16 protein-coding genes are annotated in these 16,866 nt (G+C 73.0%); 4 read left to right on the top strand and 12 right to left on the bottom strand.

Annotation, left to right across the window (positions count from 1 at the left end):
* Positions 1–32: 32 nt before the first annotated feature.
* Genes hspQ through BM419_RS10025 form a run of 3 tightly spaced genes read right to left on the bottom strand, consistent with a single transcriptional unit; the run spans position 33 to position 1,529 of the window.
* Positions 33–371, bottom strand: coding sequence for a heat shock protein HspQ (gene hspQ, locus BM419_RS10035; RefSeq protein ID WP_012318638.1), 339 nt, complete (start codon positions 369–371; stop codon positions 33–35).
* 47 nt (positions 372–418) lie between these two features.
* Positions 419–796 carry a nuclear transport factor 2 family protein gene (locus BM419_RS10030; protein ID WP_091926331.1) on the bottom strand — a complete coding sequence of 126 codons (378 nt, stop codon included), beginning with the start codon at positions 794–796 and terminating at the stop codon, positions 419–421.
* A 10-nt stretch (positions 797–806) separates the two neighbouring features.
* Complete coding sequence (locus tag BM419_RS10025) at positions 807–1,529, bottom strand: DJ-1/PfpI family protein (protein ID WP_091926330.1); 723 nt, start codon at positions 1,527–1,529, stop codon at positions 807–809.
* Between the two features lie 53 nt (positions 1,530–1,582).
* Here BM419_RS10025 and BM419_RS10020 point away from each other — a divergent pair, with 53 nt between their 5' ends.
* A complete protein-coding gene (locus BM419_RS10020; protein ID WP_091926329.1) occupies positions 1,583–2,566 on the top strand; it encodes a GlxA family transcriptional regulator in 984 nt (327 codons plus the stop codon).
* Positions 2,567–2,741: 175 nt separating this feature from the next.
* Here BM419_RS10020 and BM419_RS10015 read toward each other — a convergent pair whose 3' ends face one another.
* From BM419_RS10015 to BM419_RS09990, 6 genes are all read right to left on the bottom strand, one after another.
* A complete protein-coding gene (locus BM419_RS10015; protein ID WP_091926328.1) occupies positions 2,742–3,791 on the bottom strand; it encodes an HpcH/HpaI aldolase/citrate lyase family protein in 1,050 nt (349 codons plus the stop codon).
* A gap of 142 nt (positions 3,792–3,933) precedes the next feature.
* Positions 3,934–5,325 carry a DUF2778 domain-containing protein gene (locus BM419_RS10010; RefSeq protein ID WP_091926327.1) on the bottom strand — a complete coding sequence of 464 codons (1,392 nt, stop codon included), beginning with the start codon at positions 5,323–5,325 and terminating at the stop codon, positions 3,934–3,936.
* 187 nt (positions 5,326–5,512) lie between these two features.
* Positions 5,513–6,865, bottom strand: coding sequence for an AmpG family muropeptide MFS transporter (locus tag BM419_RS10005; RefSeq protein ID WP_091926326.1), 1,353 nt, complete (start codon positions 6,863–6,865; stop codon positions 5,513–5,515).
* A gap of 65 nt (positions 6,866–6,930) precedes the next feature.
* On the bottom strand, positions 6,931–10,521 hold the full coding sequence (gene mfd / locus BM419_RS10000) for a transcription-repair coupling factor (RefSeq protein WP_091926325.1): 3,591 nt from the start codon (positions 10,519–10,521) through the stop codon (positions 6,931–6,933).
* Positions 10,522–10,901: 380 nt separating this feature from the next.
* Entirely contained in the window at positions 10,902–11,132 is a 231-nt protein-coding gene (locus BM419_RS09995) for a hypothetical protein (RefSeq protein ID WP_020093287.1), read from the bottom strand.
* A 25-nt stretch (positions 11,133–11,157) separates the two neighbouring features.
* Positions 11,158–11,454: an FAD assembly factor SdhE gene (locus tag BM419_RS09990; protein WP_020093288.1), complete on the bottom strand. Its 297-nt coding sequence runs from the start codon at positions 11,452–11,454 to the stop codon at positions 11,158–11,160.
* 190 nt (positions 11,455–11,644) lie between these two features.
* On the opposite strand from BM419_RS09990, the gene BM419_RS09985 reads away from it, so the two are divergent.
* The 3 genes from BM419_RS09985 (at position 11,645) to BM419_RS09975 (ending at position 13,558) form a co-directional block, all read left to right on the top strand.
* A complete protein-coding gene (locus BM419_RS09985; RefSeq protein WP_020093289.1) occupies positions 11,645–12,622 on the top strand; it encodes a quinone oxidoreductase family protein in 978 nt (325 codons plus the stop codon).
* A 9-nt stretch (positions 12,623–12,631) separates the two neighbouring features.
* Complete coding sequence (gene pncA, locus BM419_RS09980) at positions 12,632–13,258, top strand: bifunctional nicotinamidase/pyrazinamidase (protein ID WP_042672749.1); 627 nt, start codon at positions 12,632–12,634, stop codon at positions 13,256–13,258.
* A gap of 99 nt (positions 13,259–13,357) precedes the next feature.
* A complete protein-coding gene (locus BM419_RS09975) occupies positions 13,358–13,558 on the top strand; it encodes a hypothetical protein (RefSeq protein WP_056523028.1) in 201 nt (66 codons plus the stop codon).
* 48 nt (positions 13,559–13,606) lie between these two features.
* Here BM419_RS09975 and BM419_RS09970 read toward each other — a convergent pair whose 3' ends face one another.
* The 3 genes from BM419_RS09970 to rimO form a co-directional block, all read right to left on the bottom strand.
* The gene (locus BM419_RS09970) at positions 13,607–13,831 is read right to left on the bottom strand and encodes a hypothetical protein (protein ID WP_056523030.1); all 225 of its coding nucleotides are present in this window, start codon (positions 13,829–13,831) and stop codon (positions 13,607–13,609) included.
* A gap of 284 nt (positions 13,832–14,115) precedes the next feature.
* A complete protein-coding gene (dinB, locus tag BM419_RS09965; protein WP_020093293.1) occupies positions 14,116–15,198 on the bottom strand; it encodes a DNA polymerase IV in 1,083 nt (360 codons plus the stop codon).
* Positions 15,199–15,406: 208 nt separating this feature from the next.
* On the bottom strand, positions 15,407–16,753 hold the full coding sequence (rimO, locus tag BM419_RS09960; protein WP_091926324.1) for a 30S ribosomal protein S12 methylthiotransferase RimO: 1,347 nt from the start codon (positions 16,751–16,753) through the stop codon (positions 15,407–15,409).
* Positions 16,754–16,866: the final 113 nt, after the last annotated feature.

The raw sequence follows: 16,866 nt of genomic DNA, 5'->3' as shown, positions 1-16,866 counted from the left end.
CCGCTTGCCAGGACCTTCACGGACCGGGCGCCTCAGTTCGTGGCGCGGTCGCGCATCCGGTACGCGCCGGCGGCGTCGCGCTCGAACATCTCGGCGATGCCGGCGTGGCGCAGGGCCTCGCCCGACGTGTCGGGCAGGAGGTTCTGTTCTGACACGTAGGCCACGTACTCGGTCTCGGCGTTCTCAGCGAGCAGGTGGTAGAACGGCTGGTCCTTGCGCGGCCGGACCTCCTCGGGGATCGACAGCCACCATTCCTCGGTGTTGTCGAACACCGGGTCGACGTCGAACACGACGCCCCGGAACGGGTAGATCCGGTGGCGCACCACGGCGCCGATCGCGAATTTCGCGGTTCTCAGTGTTACGTCCGACATGGTTCAACCCGTCCAGATCGGACAGATAGGTCCGATGACGGATCGTGTCACCCGGTCGCCGCGGAAGTCGGCGTTTCGGCGGCGCGGGCCAGACGGTCCCGGACGGCGATCGCCTCCGGCAGCGGCCGCCACGGGACGGTCATCTCGGCGATGCGCCCGGCCGCGTCGAGGCGCCGCTCATCCATCCCGTCGAGCCGGTGCGGGCCGGCCGCCGCGCCGAAGAAGGCGGCGGCGTGCGCCGGGCCTTCCAGGATCGCGCGGCTCTCGAAGGCGTCGACCACCGGCCGGATCGCCGCCGTCCCGCGCACGGGCTCGGCGGCGAGCGGGGTGTTGAGCACGCCCCCCTCGGCCATCTGCGCCAGCACGGCGTCCCGGTCCTTCGCCGCCAGGACGGCCGCGAAGGCGCGAACGCGGGTCAGGTCCATCGGAGGTCTCCTACGGGATCCGGATGCCGAGCTCGGTCGCGATCGCCCGGGCGGTGGCCTCGCGCCGGGCCGTGATGTCGGCCGCCGCCGCCCGCACCCGCGCCACGGTGTCCGGGGAGGCCGTGTGGGGCGTGCCGCTGTCGAAAGGGGGCTCGGGGGCGTACTGGATGCCGAGCTGGATGGTCCGGGCGGCCTCCTCGCCGCGCAGCGCGGCGGCGAGCTGCAGCGCCCCGTCGATGCCCGCGGTGACGCCGGCCGCGAACACCCAGGTGCGCCCGTCCGCGTCGCGGTCGATCACCACGCGCGCGTCCACCGGCTCGGCGCCGAAGAACGGCAGCAGGTGCACGGCGTTCCAGTAGGTCGTGGCCCGCCGCCCGATCAGCAGGCCGGCCGCGCCGAGGATCAGGGCGCCGGTGCAGACCGAGAGGACGTGGCCGGCCCCGGCCGCCTGGTCGCGGATCCAGCCGAGCACGGCCGGGTCCCGCATCAGGGCCTCCTGGCCGGTGCCGCCCGGGACGTGCAGCACGTCGAGCCGCGGGGCTTCCGCGAGCGTGGCATCCGGCAGCATCCGGAGGCCGCGGACGTCGCGGACGGGCTCCGGGCCCGGCGCGTAGACCCGGTAGGTGCTGTTGGGCACCCGGGACAGGACCTCGAACGGGCCGGTGAGGTCGATCTGGTCCAGCCCCTCGAACAGGAGCGAGCCGATCTGCAGGTGGGTGTCGGGCGGGATCATGCCGGGTCTCCGTGGTGGACAGGGTGATCCTAGCGCGTCAGGATCTGGCCGAAATGCCAAAGAGCCCTCGTTTCTCGCCAGATCCGCCGCGCCCGGTCGAGGTGCTGGCCTTCCCGTCGGTGCAGCTCCTCGACGTGGCCGGGCCGCTCCAGGTCTTCGCCACCGCCAACGAGCACGGCGGCGCCGGGATGCCCTACGCGCCGCGGGTGATCGCGGCCGGCGACCCGGGGCTCACCGCCTCGGCGGGCCTGCGGCTGGTCGCCGACCCATTGCCGGATCCCGACGCGCCGGTGGACACGCTGGTGATCGCGGGCGGCCCCGGCGTCGTCGCGGCCTGCGACGACGCCGCTCTGGTGGCCTGGGTGCGGGCCCGGGCGGGCCGGGCCCGCCGGGTCGCGTCGGTCTGCACCGGCGCGTTCCTGCTCGGGGCTGCGGGGCTCCTCGACGGGCGGCGGGCCGTGACCCACTGGAAGCATTGCGGGGCGCTCGCCGCCCGCTACCGGCGCGCCCGGATCGAGCCCGACCCGATCTTCGTGCGCGACGGCCCGGTCTGGTCCTCGGCGGGGGTGACGGCGGGGATCGACCTGGCCCTGGCGCTGGTCGAGGAGGATCTCGGCCGCGCGACCGCGCTGACGGTGGCGCGCCACCTCGTGATGTTCCTCAAGCGCCCCGGCGGGCAGGCGCAGTTCAGCGCGGCGCTGGCGCTGCAGGCGGGCGAGGAGCGGTTCGGGCGGCTCCACGCCTACATCGCCGACAACATGTCCGGCGACCTGTCGCTGCCGGCGCTCGCCGCGGCGGCCGGGATGAGCGCGCGCAGCCTGAGCCGGCACTATCACGCGGCGACCGGTCTGACCCCGGCCAGGGCCGTGGAGCGCCTGCGGGTGGAGGCGGCGCGGCGCGCGCTCGCCGAAACGGCGCAGCCGGTGAAGCGCGTCGCCCGGACCTGCGGCTTCGGCTCCGAGGAGACGATGCGGCGCAGCTTCCTGCGGCACGTCGCGGCGACGCCGCAGGAGTACCGGGCGCGGTTCGGCGGGTGAGGGGGGACTAGAGCCGTATCCGACCATGTTGCAACGGTCGGGAAGGACGGCGAGCCCGGTCTCGCCATTCGCTCCAGGCCCCCCTCTCCCGCACGGGAGAGGGGACCCGCGCCTCGTCCCGTCGCCGCGGCGCCGCGCACGACGCTCGAGTCCGGGAGCCCGAACGGCAACCCGCTCACCCCAGCTTGTAGACCGCCGCCAGATCCGGGTCCTTGGCGGCCACGAGCTTCGCCAGGTCCACGATGACCTTGGCCTGCTTCCAGGTGGCGTCGTCCTGCATCTTGCCGTCGAGCATCACGGCGCCGGTGCCGTCCGGCATGGCCTCGACGATCCGCGCCGCGAAGGCCACCTCGGCCGGGTCCGGCGCGAAGACCCGCTTGGCGATCGCCACCTGGCTCGGGTGCAGCGTCCAGGCGCCGGCGCAGCCCATCAGGAAGGCGTTGCGGAACTGCGCCTCGCAGGCGTCGCCGTCGGAGAAGTCGCCGAACGGGCCGTAGAAGGCCTTGATGCCGTTGGCCATGCAGGCGTCCACCATCCTGGCGATGGTGTAGTGCCAGAGATCCTGCTGGGCGGTGGCGCGGGGGGCATCGCCGGAGGGATCGCTGAGCACCCGGTAATCCGGGTGGCCGCCACCGACCCGGGTGGTCTTCATGCCGCGCGACGCCGCGAGGTCCGCCGGCCCGAGGCTCATGCCGTGCATCCGCGGCGAGGCCGACGCGATCGCGTCGACGTTGGCGACGCCCTCGGCGGTCTCCAGGATCGCGTGGACCAGGATCGGCTTCGTCACCCCGTGGCGCGCCTCGAGCTGGGCGAGCAGCTGGTCGACGTAGTGGATGTCCCACGGTCCCTCGACCTTGGGCACCATCACGACGTCGAGCTTGTCGCCGACCTCGGCCACGATCGTGAACAGGTCGTCCAAGATCCAGGGCGAGTTGAGGGCGTTGATCCGGGTCCAGAGGCCGGTGCCGGTGGCGGCGAAATCGGTGGCCTGGGCCATGGCGACGAAGCCCTTGCGGGCCGCCTCCTTCTGGTCGGCCGGGACCGCGTCCTCGAGGTTGCCCAGCACCACGTCGACGGTCCCGGCGAGGTCCGGCACGCGGGCGCGGACCTTGTCGTTGTGGGGCGGCACGAAGTGGATCATCCGCTCCAGCCGCACCGGCAGTTCGCGGAACGGGGCCGGCGCGCCGGTGGCGAGGGGCTGGAAGAAGCGGCGGGGCAGTTTCATCGGGTGCCTCTTGTCAGGGCTGGCGTCTGAGCCCCGTTAAGGCAGCTTGGGCGGGCGCGTAAAGCCGCGCCGCGCGGAAGTGATCTCGGACTTTCGTGACGCTCGGGCTTCCGGCCCGGCGCGCCGCAGGGCCCGCGGAGCCTCAGCCCCGGCCGCCCCGGCGCCCGGCGAGGCCGATCCGGTTGAGGATGCCGCCGCCGTCGCCGCTGCCGGCCACCACCACGAGGCGCCGGACCTCGCCCCGCAGGAAGGCCTGCAGGAAGCGGTTGTAGTCGCGGAACGAGACGCAGCCGTTCGAGGCGCCGGGCTGCCGCAGCATGTAGGTGTGGGCCAGCAGGCCGTCGCGGCCGTGGATCGCGGCGCTGCCGCCCACCGGGTTGAGCCGGATCGCCCGGACCCCGTGGAACAGGCGCTCGCGCTCGGTCAGCGTGTAGGTGCCGGGCGGGGTCGAGCCGCGCATGCGCAGGTGGACGTAGCGCGGGTTGTCCATGTGCTCGCCGAGGCCGGAATGGGCCTCCAGCACCTCGCCGGAGGGCAGCGTCACCGTGCGGGCGGTGATGTCGTAGACGGCCGTTCCGGCCACCGAATCGGGCTCCGGGCTGATCCGGGTGCGCGGCGCCTCCTGCGGCAGGGCGTCCGGGCTGGCATAGGCCAGTGCCTGACGGGGCTCCTGGCGGCTGTCCTGGCGGCTGTCCTGGCGGCTGTCCTGAGACGGCGCCGCGGCGCCGACGCCGAACAGCTTCTCGAAGAAGGACGGCTCCTCGGCCATCGCGGCGCGGAACACGTCGCGGGTCCGGGGCAGGGCGCGGCTCGCCACCCGCGCGGGCGGCGCCGGTGCGCGCCGCAGCTCGGGCGGGCGGGCCACCGGAAGCGGCACGAGGGCGGGAACGGGGGCGGGGGCGAGGGCGGCGGGCGTGGGCTCGGCCGCGGCCATCCGGACCGGCGCCCCCGTCCCCTTCTCGCCGGTCCTCTCGCCGGTCCTGTCCGCGACTCTCTCGGCGACTTTCTCTGCAGCTTTGGCCTGGGCCATCCGGACCTGGGCGGCCCGCGCCCGCTCCGCCTGCGCGACCTGCCGGGCGATCTCCCGGACCGCCGGGGACGGGGCGGCGGCGGCGACCTGGAAGCCGGCGACCGGCGGGGTTTCGCCCCCGAAGGCCGTGGCGGTGCCGGCGCCCAGCGCCGGGCTCCGGTCGAGCATCCAGGCGAGGCTCGGCCGCGGCGCCGCCGCGGCCTGCGGGACCGGGACGGCGGCCGGCCCGGCCGCCGCGACGGACTCCGCCTCGGGGCGGGCCGGCCCCTGCGGGTGGCTGAACACGGCCCAGCCGGCGAGGCTCACGCCGGTGAGAGCGATGAGCGTCGTCAGCCGGGCGCGGCGACGGGCGCGCCGCATGGCGCTCGGGTAGGGCGCCCGGGTGCGGACGACCGGGTCGTAGGCGGTCTCGACGTAGCTGGGGCGCGGGGGCGCCGGTCGCCGGGATTCCGCGCTGGGATACGCGGTCTGGAACGCGGCGAGGGACAACGCAGCCTGGGCCATTCGGGAACTCGCGTACGCGCTTCCCCTGGGCAGCCGCCGCCGTTCGTCCGCGAGAGCCGTTCTCGCGCACGTGGCCCGGGTCACCCGTCTGGGGAGGACATCAACCGTCCACCCCATTAAGCCGTGCTGTGGTTAATCCCCGCTAAAGAGACAGTTTCCGCGGGCGTTCCCGTGTTGGGACACAGCCTCAGGTGGCCCGATTCGGCGTGTCCCCGGCCGCGTCGGCCGCCGGCTCCATCGGCCCGTGCCGGCGCGCGACCAGCAGGCAGAGCAGGGCCACCGGCACGCCGATGAGGGACGTGCCGACGAAGAACCACGCGAACCCGGTCCACTCGATCACGAAGCCCGAGAACCCCGCGAGCAGGCTGCCGGGCAGGGCGCAGAGCGAGGTCAGCAGGGCGTACTGGCTCGCCGCGTGGGCGGTGGCCGAGAGCCGCGACATGTAGGTGATCAGCACGATCGACGCGAAGGCGTAGGCGAAGCCGTCGATCCCGACGGTCAGCGCGAAGGTCCAGAACGCCGCGCCGCCGTGGCCGCCGTGCCAGGCGAGGTAGGCCAGCGCGAGGTGGGAGGCCGAGGCCGTCACGGTGCCGATGAGCAGGCTCGCCATCATGCCGATCCGCGGGATGATGGCGCTCGCCAGGAAGGTGCCCCCGAGCGCGATCCAGAAGCCGAACAGCTTCGTCACCGTCGCGATGTCGGTGTTGGTGTAGCCGAGCGTCTTGAACAGCGGGATCGCCATGGCGTTCGAGACGTAGCCGGGCATCCGGAAGCCCGCGACCAGCGCCAGCACCGGCAGGGCGAGCGGCCCGAGCCGGGCGAGGAGGTCGCGGATCGGCGCCCAGACGGTCTCGACGAAGCCGCCGGTGGCGGGGGTCTCGGGGACGGGGGGTTCGGGCGCCAGCAGGGCCGCGACCGTGCCGGGCGCCATGAGCGCGGCCATGCACAGGTAGGCCACGCGCCAGCCATACGCGTCGGACAGGTAGAGCGCGCCGGCGCCGGCCGCGAGGTTGCCGATCCGGAAGCCGATCTCGGCCCAGGACGACATCAGCGCCTGCTGCTCGGGCGGCGCGGCGGTGATGCGCCAGCCGTCGATCACCACGTCCTGGGTGGCGCCCGCGACGCCGAGCGCCAGGGAGAACGCCACCGTCCAGGCGAGCCAGTGGGCCGGGTCGCCGAAGGCGACGCCCGCCAGCGCCAGGGCGACGAGGATCTGCGTGGCGACGATCCAGCCGCGGCGCCGCCCGAGCCAGCGGCCGATGAGCGGCGCGTCGTGGCGGTCGAGGAAGGGGGCCCAGAGGAACTTGAGCTTGTAGGCGATGGTGAGCTCGCTCATCAGCCCGATCGTGGCGAGCGGCACCTTCGCCTGGACGAGCCACGCCGACTGCGTCGCGTAGACGAGCAGGAACGGGATACCCTGCGCGAAGCCGAGCCCCAGCACCGCGGCGACGCGCCGGTCGGTGAACAGGGGCGTGAGGAAGGCGCCCGGCGCGGCCTTCACCGGCTCGGGCGCGCCGGTGATCGGCGCCGGGTCTGCCATCCACGCGTCTCCTCAAGCCGCCCCGCAGGATGAGGGGTCTCGCCGGGGCGCGACGCCCCCGCCCCTCACGCCGCCTTCTTCCCCCGCTCGGCGATCTTCACGAGACTGCGCAGCACCTCGGTGGCGGTCTTGAGCCGGGCCGGGACCGTGTTCAGCTCGCGCACGAACACCACGCTCATGTCGGGCCGCACCTTCGCGAACGACGCCTGCTCGGCGACGAAGGCCACGAGCCCCTGCGGGTTGGCGTAGGAGCGGTCGCGGAAATGGACCACCACACCCTTCGGCCCGGCCTCGACCTTCTCGACGTTCGCCTTGAGGCAGAGGATCTTGATCGTGCCGATCTTGAGGAGCTGCTCCACCTCCGGCGGCAGCGGCCCGAACCGGTCGATCAGCTCGGCGCCGAAGCTCTCCATCTCGGCATCGTCCTGGATGGTGGCGAGCCGGCGGTAGAGCGCCAGCCGGACGCCCAGATCCTCGACGTAATCCTCCGGGATCGTGACCGGCGCGCCGAGCGCGATGGTCGGCGACCACGCCTCCTCGGGCACGTCCTCGATGCCGGCCTTGAGCGCCGTCACCGCGTCCTCCAGCATCTGCTGGTAGAGCTCGTAGCCGACCTCCTTGATGTGGCCCGACTGCGCGTCGCCGAGCAGGTTGCCGGCGCCGCGGATGTCGAGGTCGTGGGAGGCGAGCTGGAAGCCCGCGCCCAACGTGTCGAGGCTCTGGAGCACCTTGAGGCGCTGCTCGGCCTGGGCGGTGAGCTGGCGGTTCGCCGGGGTCGTGAACAGCGCGTAGGCGCGGGCCTTCGAGCGCCCGACGCGGCCGCGCAGCTGGTAGAGCTGGGCCAGCCCGAACATGTCGGCGCGGTGCACGATCAGCGTGTTGGCGGTGGGGATGTCGAGGCCCGATTCCACGATCGTGGTCGAGAGCAGGACGTCGAACTTGCCCTCGTAGAAGGCGGTCATCACGTCCTCGAGCTGGCCGGCCGCCATCTGGCCGTGGGCGACCGCGACCTTGATCTCGGGCATCTCGGCGTCGAGGAATTTCTTGACCTCGGCCAGATCCTCGATCCGCGGCACGACGTAGAAGGACTGGCCGCCGCGGTAGCGCTCGCGCAGCAGGGCCTCGCGGATGGTCAGCGGGTCGAACGGCGTCACGAAGGTGCGCACCACCAGCCGGTCGACCGGCGGGGTGGCGATGATCGAGAGCTCGCGCACCCCCGTCATGGCGAGCTGCAGCGTGCGCGGGATCGGCGTCGCCGAGAGCGTCAGCACGTGGACGTCCGCCTGGAGCGCCTTCAGCCGCTCCTTGTGGGCGACGCCGAAATGCTGCTCCTCGTCCACGATGATCAGGCCGAGGTCCTTGAAGGCGATGTTCTTCGCCAAGAGGGCGTGGGTGCCGACCACGATGTCGACCGTGCCGGCGATGAGCCCGGCGCGGGTCTGCTTCATCTCCCCCGCCGAGACGAAGCGGGAGAGCTGCGCCACCTGGACCGGCAGCCCTTTGAAGCGCTCGGCGAAGGTCCGGTAGTGCTGGCGGGCCAGCAGCGTGGTCGGGACGATCACCGCCACCTGCTTGCCGGAGATCGCCGCCGCGAAGGCGGCGCGGAGCGCCACCTCGGTCTTGCCGAAGCCGACATCGCCGCAGACCAGCCGGTCCATCGGGCGGCCGGCATTGAGGTCGTCCAGCACCGCGTCGATGGCGTTGGCCTGGTCCTCGGTCTCCTCGAACGGGAAGCGGGCGGCGAACTCGCCGTAGAGCCCCTCGGGCGCCTGCAGGGACGGGGCCTTCCGGACGAAGCGCTGGGCCGCGACCTTGATCAGCTCGCCCGCCATCTCGAGGATGCGGCGCTTCATCTTGGCCTTGCGGGCCTGCCACGCGCCGCCGCCGAGCCGGTCGAGGGCGACCTCGGAATCCTCCGAGCCGTAGCGGGTCAGGAGCTCGATATTCTCCACCGGCAGGAGCAGCAGGCCGCCGGTGTATTGCAGCTCCAGGCAATCGTGCGGGGCGCCGGCGGCGTGGATCGTCTTGAGGCCCACGAATCGGCCGATGCCGTGGTCGGCGTGGACCACGAGGTCGCCGGGCTGGAGCGCCTGCACCTCCAGGATCACGTCCTGGGGCCGCTTGGCCTTGCGCTTCTGGCGGACCAGCCTGTCGCCCAGGATGTCGCCCTCGGAGACGACGGCGAGTTCGCCCGCGGTGAAGCCCGCCTCCAGGCCCCAGACGGCCACGGCCGCGTCGGTTCCGCGCTTGAGCGCGTAGACGTCGGTGAGCCGGGTGATCGCCACGGGCTTCCTCAGGCCGTGGTCGGTGAGCACGCCGCAGAGCCGGTCGCGGGACCCGTCGGACCAGGCTCCCAGGATCACGTGATGACCGGATCCCTGGAGATCGCGGATATGCGCCACCGCGGCGTCGAACACGCTGGCATTCTCGTCGGCCCGCTCGGGGGCGAAGCTCCGTCCGGCCTTGGCGCCGCAATCGATCACCGCGCGCTCGGACGATTCGGGCTGCGCGAACGGGGTCAGCCGCGCCACGGTGGCGGTGCCGATCCGCTCCTTCAGCTCGTTCGGCGTCAGGTAGAGGGCGCGGGGCGGCAGGGGCTTGTAGGGGGCGACGCCGGGCTGCGGCGTCTTCATCGCGCCCTCGCGGGCCTGGTAATAGTCCTGGACGAGCGCGATTCGCTCGGCGGCAGCGTCCTCCACCTGCGGGTCGAAGACCAGCGGCACGCCGCCGAGGTAGTCGAACAGCGTGTCGAGGTGGTCGTAGAACAGCGGCATCCAGTGCTCGAGGCCGGCGTAGCGCCGCCCCTCGCTCACCGTCTCGTAGAGCCGGTCGTCCCGGGTCGCCGCCCCGAAGCTCTGGATGTAGTTCTGGCGGAAGCGGCGGATGGTCTCCGTGGTGAGCTGGACCTCGCTCATCGGCATCAGGTCGAGCGAGCGGAGCTGCCCGGTGGTGCGCTGCGTCTCCGGGTCGAAGGCGCGGATCGATTCCAGCGTGTCGCCGAAGAAGTCGAGGCGGATCGGGGCCGGCAGGCCGGGGGGCGACAGGTCGAGGATGCCGCCGCGAACCGCGTACTCGCCGGTGTCGCGCACCGTCCCGGTGCGCAGGAAGCCGTTGGCCTCGACCCAGGCCACCACGTCGTCCATCGACACGACGTTGCCGATCGCCGCCGAGAACGCCTCCTTGGCGATGTGGGCGCGGGGCGGCACCCGCTGCACCAGGGCGTTGACCGTGGTGCAGAGGATGCGCGGGCGGTCCTCGGCCGAGCGGGTGCGGGCGAGGCGGGCGAGCGCCGTCATCCGGGCGGCGGCGACCGCCGTCGTCGGCGAGACCCGGTCGTAGGGCTGGCAGTCCCAGGCCGGCAGGCTCATCACGTCCATCTCGGGCGCGACGAAGCCGAGGGCCGCCTGGAAGGCCGCCGAGCGCCCGGAATCGCGCGCCACGTGGACCAGCACCGCCGGCGCGTCGACGGTGGGCGCCAGGGCGCGGGCGAGGTCGGCGAGCGCCAGCGCGTCGAAGCCCTCCGGGGCGTTCGCCAGGACCGGGCTGTCGCCGCGCTTGAGGGCGTCGATCGCCCGGGCGAGCGCGGAGGATTTCGGCAGCGCGAAGCGCGCGACCTGCGGCTTGGCGGCGGGGGGCTTCGGCTGAGGCTTGGCCATCGGGTCTTTCGCGGGAAATCCCGCCGGGCGCGTCAGGGGAGGAGGTCGGGTGGCGTTAGCCGATCGGGCCGCCGCGATAAAGCGTCCCCGCGGTCACGGCTGAACGCATCCTATATGGCGGTTCTGCCGCGGCATGGAACGGCTGTTCGGCCGCGCTTCGGGAACACGCGCGGCCCGGCCCAGAGCACCTTGCGGATCGCCTCTCCCAGGGGGAAGAGACGGCCCCATCGTCTTTGCGAGCGCAGCGAAGCGATCCAGCGGCGCCGCACCTTCGGACGTCGCGCTGCCCTGGGTCACATCGCTGCGCTCGTGATGACGGAGCGGGCCGCATCGGCCGAGCTTTTCGATCGGATGAGACGGAAGCCCGCGGCTTACGCCCCTCAGGCGTCCGGCCCGACGATCTCCGCCAGCGCCGCCTCGACCCGGCCGCGGAAGAAGTCCGCGTTGGGCATGTGCTCGGTCATCGCGGCGGCGCGCGCCGTCGCCTGCCGCAGGATCTCGGCGCGGAGCGCCGGATCGGAGCGCTCCATCATCTCCAGCATGATGCGCACCACCAGCTCGGTGGCGATCGACCGGGCCGGGTGGTCGTAGTTGGGCTTCGGTTCGTCCATCGCGGGCTCTCTCGACCGGTCGCTCTCAGGAGTGGATCGGCGCGTCGTGCCGGTGGAACGCCCGCACCCGCCGCCAGACCGACGTGTCGTAGTTCGTGGGCGTCTCGACCTCGCCGGTGAGCCACTTGAACAGGTCGCGGTCCGGCACCTCGATCAGCGCCTCGAACTGGTCGAGCTCCGCCTCCGACAGGTCGCCGATCTCGGCATCGGCGAAGCGGCCCATGATCAGGTCCATCTCGCGGATGCCCCGGTGCCAGGCGCGGTAGAGGAGGCGGCGGCGGCGCGGATCGAGGTCGGCGCTCGTGCGGGTGGTGCCGGACATGGATGTCGGACCTCGGCTCAGGGAATCGCAGGGCCTAGATAGGCGTCCGGGTCCGGCGGATCCAGAACGGGGCCGCGGCCGGGCGGGTTACAACCGGGGCGCGAGAGGCCAAAAACGAATTGCCTCCGGCGGGCGGTCCGTTATCTCGGGCTGCAACGCCCCGGACGGGGCGGCGAGCGGGAGTCCAACGATGCCGAAGGCGATCCGGGTCTACGAGTACGGCGGTCCCGAGGTGATGCGCTTCGAGGACGTGCCCCTGGCCGAGCCGGGCCCCGGGCAGATCCGGGTCAGGCAGGCCGCCATCGGCGTCAACTTCATCGACATCTACTTCCGCACCGGCGCCTACAAGTCCCCGCACATGCCCTACACCCCCGGCAAGGAGGGCGCCGGCACCGTCACGGCGGTGGGCGAGGGCGTGACCCAGTTCAAGGCCGGCGACCGGGTCGCCTACGGCTCGGTGGCGGACGGCTGCTACGCCGAGGAGCCGGTGATCCCGGCCTCGGCGGCCGTGCCGATCCCCGACGGGGTCGACGAGAAGACCGCCGCCGCCATGATGCTCAAGGGCCTGACCGTCGAGTACCTGCTGCACCGGACCTACGCGGTGAAGCCCGGCGACACGATCCTGTGGCAGGCCGCCGCCGGCGGCGTCGGCCTGATCGCGTGCCAGTGGGCCAAGCACCTCGGCGCCACCGTGATCGGCACCGCCGGCAGCCCCGAGAAGGCGGAGCTCGCCAAGCAGAACGGCTGCGACCACGTCATCCTCTACCGCGAGGAGGACGTGGCCAAGCGCGTGCGCGAGATCACCGGCGGCAAGGGCGTGCCGGTGGTCTACGACGGCGTCGGGCAGGCGACCCTGATGGGCTCCCTGGACAGCCTCGCGCCGCTCGGCCTGCTGGCGAGCTTCGGCTCGGCCTCCGGGGCGATCACCGGGCTCGACCTCGGCCTGCTGGCCCCGCGCGGCTCGCTCTACGTGACGCGCCCGACGCTCGCGACCTTCTCGTCGAACCGTGCCACCCTCGAGGAGGCGGCCGCCCGCCTGTTCAAGGTGGTCCGCGACGGCGCGGTGAAGATCGCGGTCAACGCCACCTACCCGCTGGCCGAGGCGCAGCAGGTGCACCGCGACCTCGCGGGCCGGGAGACCACCGGCTCGATCGTGATGCTGCCGTAGGGACCGACCGTGACGCCCGGCAACGCCGACCTGCTCCTCGTCGTCGACGTGCAGGTCGACTTCCTGCCGGGCGGGGCGCTCCCCGTCCCGGGGGGCGACGCGGTGATCGGTCCGATCAACGACCTCCAGCACCGCTTCCGGCACGTGGTGCTGATGCAGGACTGGCATCCGGCCGATCACGTCTCCTTCGCCGAGACCCATCCGGGGCGGGCCCCGTTCGAGACCGTGACGCTGCCCTACGGGCCGCAGGTGCTGTGGCCGCGCCACTGCGTCCAGGGCAGCCCCGGGGCCGCCTTCGCGCCGGACCTCGCCACCGACCGGGCGAGCCTGGTGGTGCGCAAGGGGCTGGATCCGCGGGTCGACAGCTACTCGGCCTTCCTGGAAGCCGACCGGGCCACGCGCACCGGCCTCGCCGGGGCGCTCCGGGAGCGCGGCATCACCCGCGTCGCCGTGTGCGGCCTCGCCACCGATTTCTGCGTCGCCTGGAGCGCGCTCGACGCGCGCGACGCGGGGTTCGACGTCCTCGTGGTGGCGGACGCGGTGCGCGGGATCGACGTGGACGGGTCGCTCGCGCGGGCCTGGGCGCGGATGGAGGCGGCGGGCGTCCGCCGGATCGCCGCGGCGGAGATCGGCTGAGGGCGTGCGGGGACCGGGAGGCGAACCGCCGCACGCCGCGCGGGAGACCGGCCCCGCGCCGACGCGTTGGCCCGACATCAGCATCCGACAGGAGCCTGCATGTCATCCAAGCACCCGAAGACCGACACGCCCACGGACGCCGACCTCAAGGGCAATCCCGGGATCGGCACCTCGAAGGGGATGAGCGGCGCCGACCCCGCGGATCTGCAGGCGGATTCGACCTTCGAGGGCGACGTCGACAACGAGACGAAGCTCGACGGCGGCGTCGACCCCGACCACCGGCCGCGCAAGAACGCGTGACCGAGAACGCGTGACCGGATGCCCGGGCCGGTGCGGCCCGGGTCGATCTCAGCGACTGCGCGCCGGCGCCTTCGGCCGCTGCGGTGCGGGGGCCGCGGGCTTGGCGCTCGGGCCGCCTGCCGGAACGTAGACCTGGGCCGGGCTCGCGGTGTAGCCCCGGAGCTGGGCCGCGTTGGCGGCCCCGAAAGCGGATGTGCCGTCCGCGCGGGCGGCGCCCGCCGCGAGGGCCGATAGAAGCGCGGCGGCCAGGGCCAGGCGGGCGTGCTTCGGCATCGACAGGGTCCTTGTGTTCGCGCAGGCTCGAGAAACCCTGATCCGGACCGGATCGCTCCGCTCTGCGATCGACCCGGCCTTCCCGACGTGCGGAACCGCACAGGCGCCGTGTCGTGCATGACGGCGGCGGCTCCATCGCTTTCCGGTTGATGCTTCCCCACCGTCGTCGTTGCGAGTGGAGCGAGGCGATCCAGGGCCAGAGCCACGCTGACCGATGTCCTGCTGCCCTGGGTCACTTCGCTGCGCCCGTGATGACGGAGCGTGGGCCTGCCCCGGAGGCCGTGTCAGAGCGCCAGCCCGAGCTGGAGCGGCGCCTCCGGCGCGTCCTGCGCGAAGCCCGACAGCGACACCCCGATCAGCCGCGCGCTGCGGCGCAGGGGGAACAGGCCGGCGAGCAGGTCGAGGCCGATCCGCTCCAGGGCGGCCCGGTCGGCCACCGGCACGGCGAGGGACTTCGCCCGGGTGACCTGCGCGAAATCCGAGAACTTGAGCTTCAGGGTCACGGTCCGGGCGCGCATGCCCTTGGCGTCGGCGCCCGCCCAGACCTTGTCGAACAGCGGCGCCAGCCGGGCGGCCAGGACCTCGAAAGCGGCCGTGTCGTCCGAGAAGGTGGTCTCGGCGCCGATCGACTTGCGCACCCGGTGGGCGCGCACCGGCCGCGCGTCGATGCCCCGGGCGACCGCGTGGTAGTAGGCGCCCGCGGAGCCGAAGGTCTCGCGCAGGCGCTCCGGCGTCCAGGCGCGCAGATCCGCCCCGGTCTCGATCCCGAGCCGCTTCATCTTCGCCTCGGTGACCGGGCCGACGCCGTGGAACCGGCCGATCGGCAGCGCCGCCACGAAGTCCGGCCCCATGGCGGGGGTGATGACGAACAGGGCGTCGGGCTTGCGGTGGTCGGACGCCACCTTGGCGAGGAACTTGTTGTACGAGACCCCGGCCGAGGCGATGAGCCCGGTGCGCTCCAGGATCTCGGCCCGGATCGCCTTCGCCACGGCCGTCGCCGTCGGGAGGCCCAGGAGGTTCTCGGTGACGTCGAGATAGGCCTCGTCGAGGGCCACCGGCTCGATGATGGCCGTGTGCCGCGCGAAGACTGCCCGGATCTCCTCGGAGACCGCCCGGTAGACCTCGAAGCGCGGCTTCACGAACAGCAGGTCCGGGCACAGCCGCCGCGCGGTGGCCGACGGCATGGCGGAGCGGACGCCGAATTTTCGGGCCTCGTAGCTCGCAGCGGCCACCACCCCGCGCTCCCGGGAGCCGCCGACCGCCAGTGGCCGGCCGCGCAGCGACGGGTCGTCGCGCTGCTCCACGGAGGCGTAGAACGCGTCCATGTCGATGTGGATGATCTTTCGGAGCGCGACCTCCGGATCCATCGCCGCCTCGGGTCCCGACCAAGTTCCTGATCTGTTCCGAAAGACCGCGCGGGGCGGGCGGGGTCAAGCCGCGCCGGACGCGGCGTCAACAGGAGTCCGGTCCGCGCCCGTCGCGAGCGCAGCGAAGCGACGAGAGGGCAGCGCGACGTCCCCGAGCGCAGCGCATCCCTGGATTGCTTCGCTGCGCTCGCAAAGACGGGGTCTGCCGTCAGGCGACGCTGCCGTAGAGGTCGTAGGCCTCGGCCCGGTCGATCTTCACCGTGACGATGTCGCCGACCCGCACCGGGCGCCGGAACGCGGCGTGGACATTGCCGTCGATCTCCGGCGCGTCGGCCTTGGACCGGCCCCGCGCCACCCCGCCCTCGACGGAATCGACGATGACGGGCAGCCGCTTGCCGACCTTGGCCCGCTGCAGCCGGAGCGCGATGCCGTTCTGGGTCTCCATGAACCGGCGCTTGCGCTCGGCCTTCACCGCCGGCGGCACGAGGTCGCCCAGCGCGTTGGCGGTGGCGCCGGCCACCGGCTCGTACTCGAAGCAGCCGACCCGATCGAGCTTGGCCTCCTGCAGCCAAGCGAGCAGCTCCTCGAACTCGGCCTCGGTCTCGCCGGGGAAGCCGACGATGAAGGTCGAGCGGATCGCGAGGTCCGGGCAGGTCTGCCGCCAGCTGCGGATCCGGTCGAGCTGGCGCTCCTGGTTGCCGGGGCGGCGCATGCGCTTGAGCACGGAGGGGCTCGCGTGCTGGAGCGGCATGTCGAGGTAGGGCAGCACCTTGCCCTCGGCCATCAGCGGGATGACCTCGTCCACGTGCGGGTAGGGGTAGACGTAGTGCAGCCGCACCCAGGCGCCGAGCTCGCCGAGTTCCTTGGTGAGGTCGTAGAACTTGGCGCGGACCTGGCGGTCGCGCCACGGGCTCTCGCTGTAGCGGATGTCGACGCCGTAGGCGCTGGTGTCCTGGCTGACGACCAGCAGCTCCTTCACGCCGGCCTTCAGCAGCTTCTCGGCCTCGCGCAGCACGTCGGCGGCGGGGCGGCTGACGAGGTTCCCGCGCAAGCTCGGGATGATGCAGAAGCTGCAGCGGTTGCTGCACCCCTCCGAGATCTTCAGGTAGGCGTAGTGGCGCGGGGTGAGCTTGATCCCCTGCGGCGGCACGAGGTCGAGGAACGGGTCGTGGGCCGGCGGCACCGCCTCGTGGACGGCCGCCACCACCGACTCGTAGGCCTGGGGCCCGGTCACCGCCAGGAGGTCGGGGTACTTCTCGCGGATCTCCTCCGGCTGCGCGCCCATGCAGCCGGTGACGATGACGCGGCCGTTCTCCGCCATGGCCTCGCCGATGGCCGAGAGCGACTCCGCCTTGGCGGAATCGAGGAAGCCGCAGGTGTTGACGATCACCACGTCGGCGCCGTCGTGCCGCCGGGCCAGCTCGTAGCCCTCGGCGCGCAGATGGGTGAGGATCCGCTCGGAATCGACCAGCGCCTTCGGGCAGCCCAGCGAGACGAACGAGATTTTCGGGGCGGCGCCGGGAGCGGGGCCGCGGGGAGCGGGCGTGGCGGTCATGGCATTCGGGTCGGATAGTCCGGCGGGGCGATCGGCCGCCCGGCGCGCGGGACCAGGAATTCGGGGTCGCGCTCCTATACAGGCTCCCGCGCCTCCGCGCGAGGCCGGCCGCC

Source organism: Methylobacterium sp. yr668 (genome assembly GCF_900116245.1).
Taxonomy (GTDB): domain Bacteria; phylum Pseudomonadota; class Alphaproteobacteria; order Rhizobiales; family Beijerinckiaceae; genus Methylobacterium.
The sequence above is the reverse complement of the archived record's forward strand: the minus strand, read 5'-3'. Positions and strand labels throughout refer to the sequence as shown.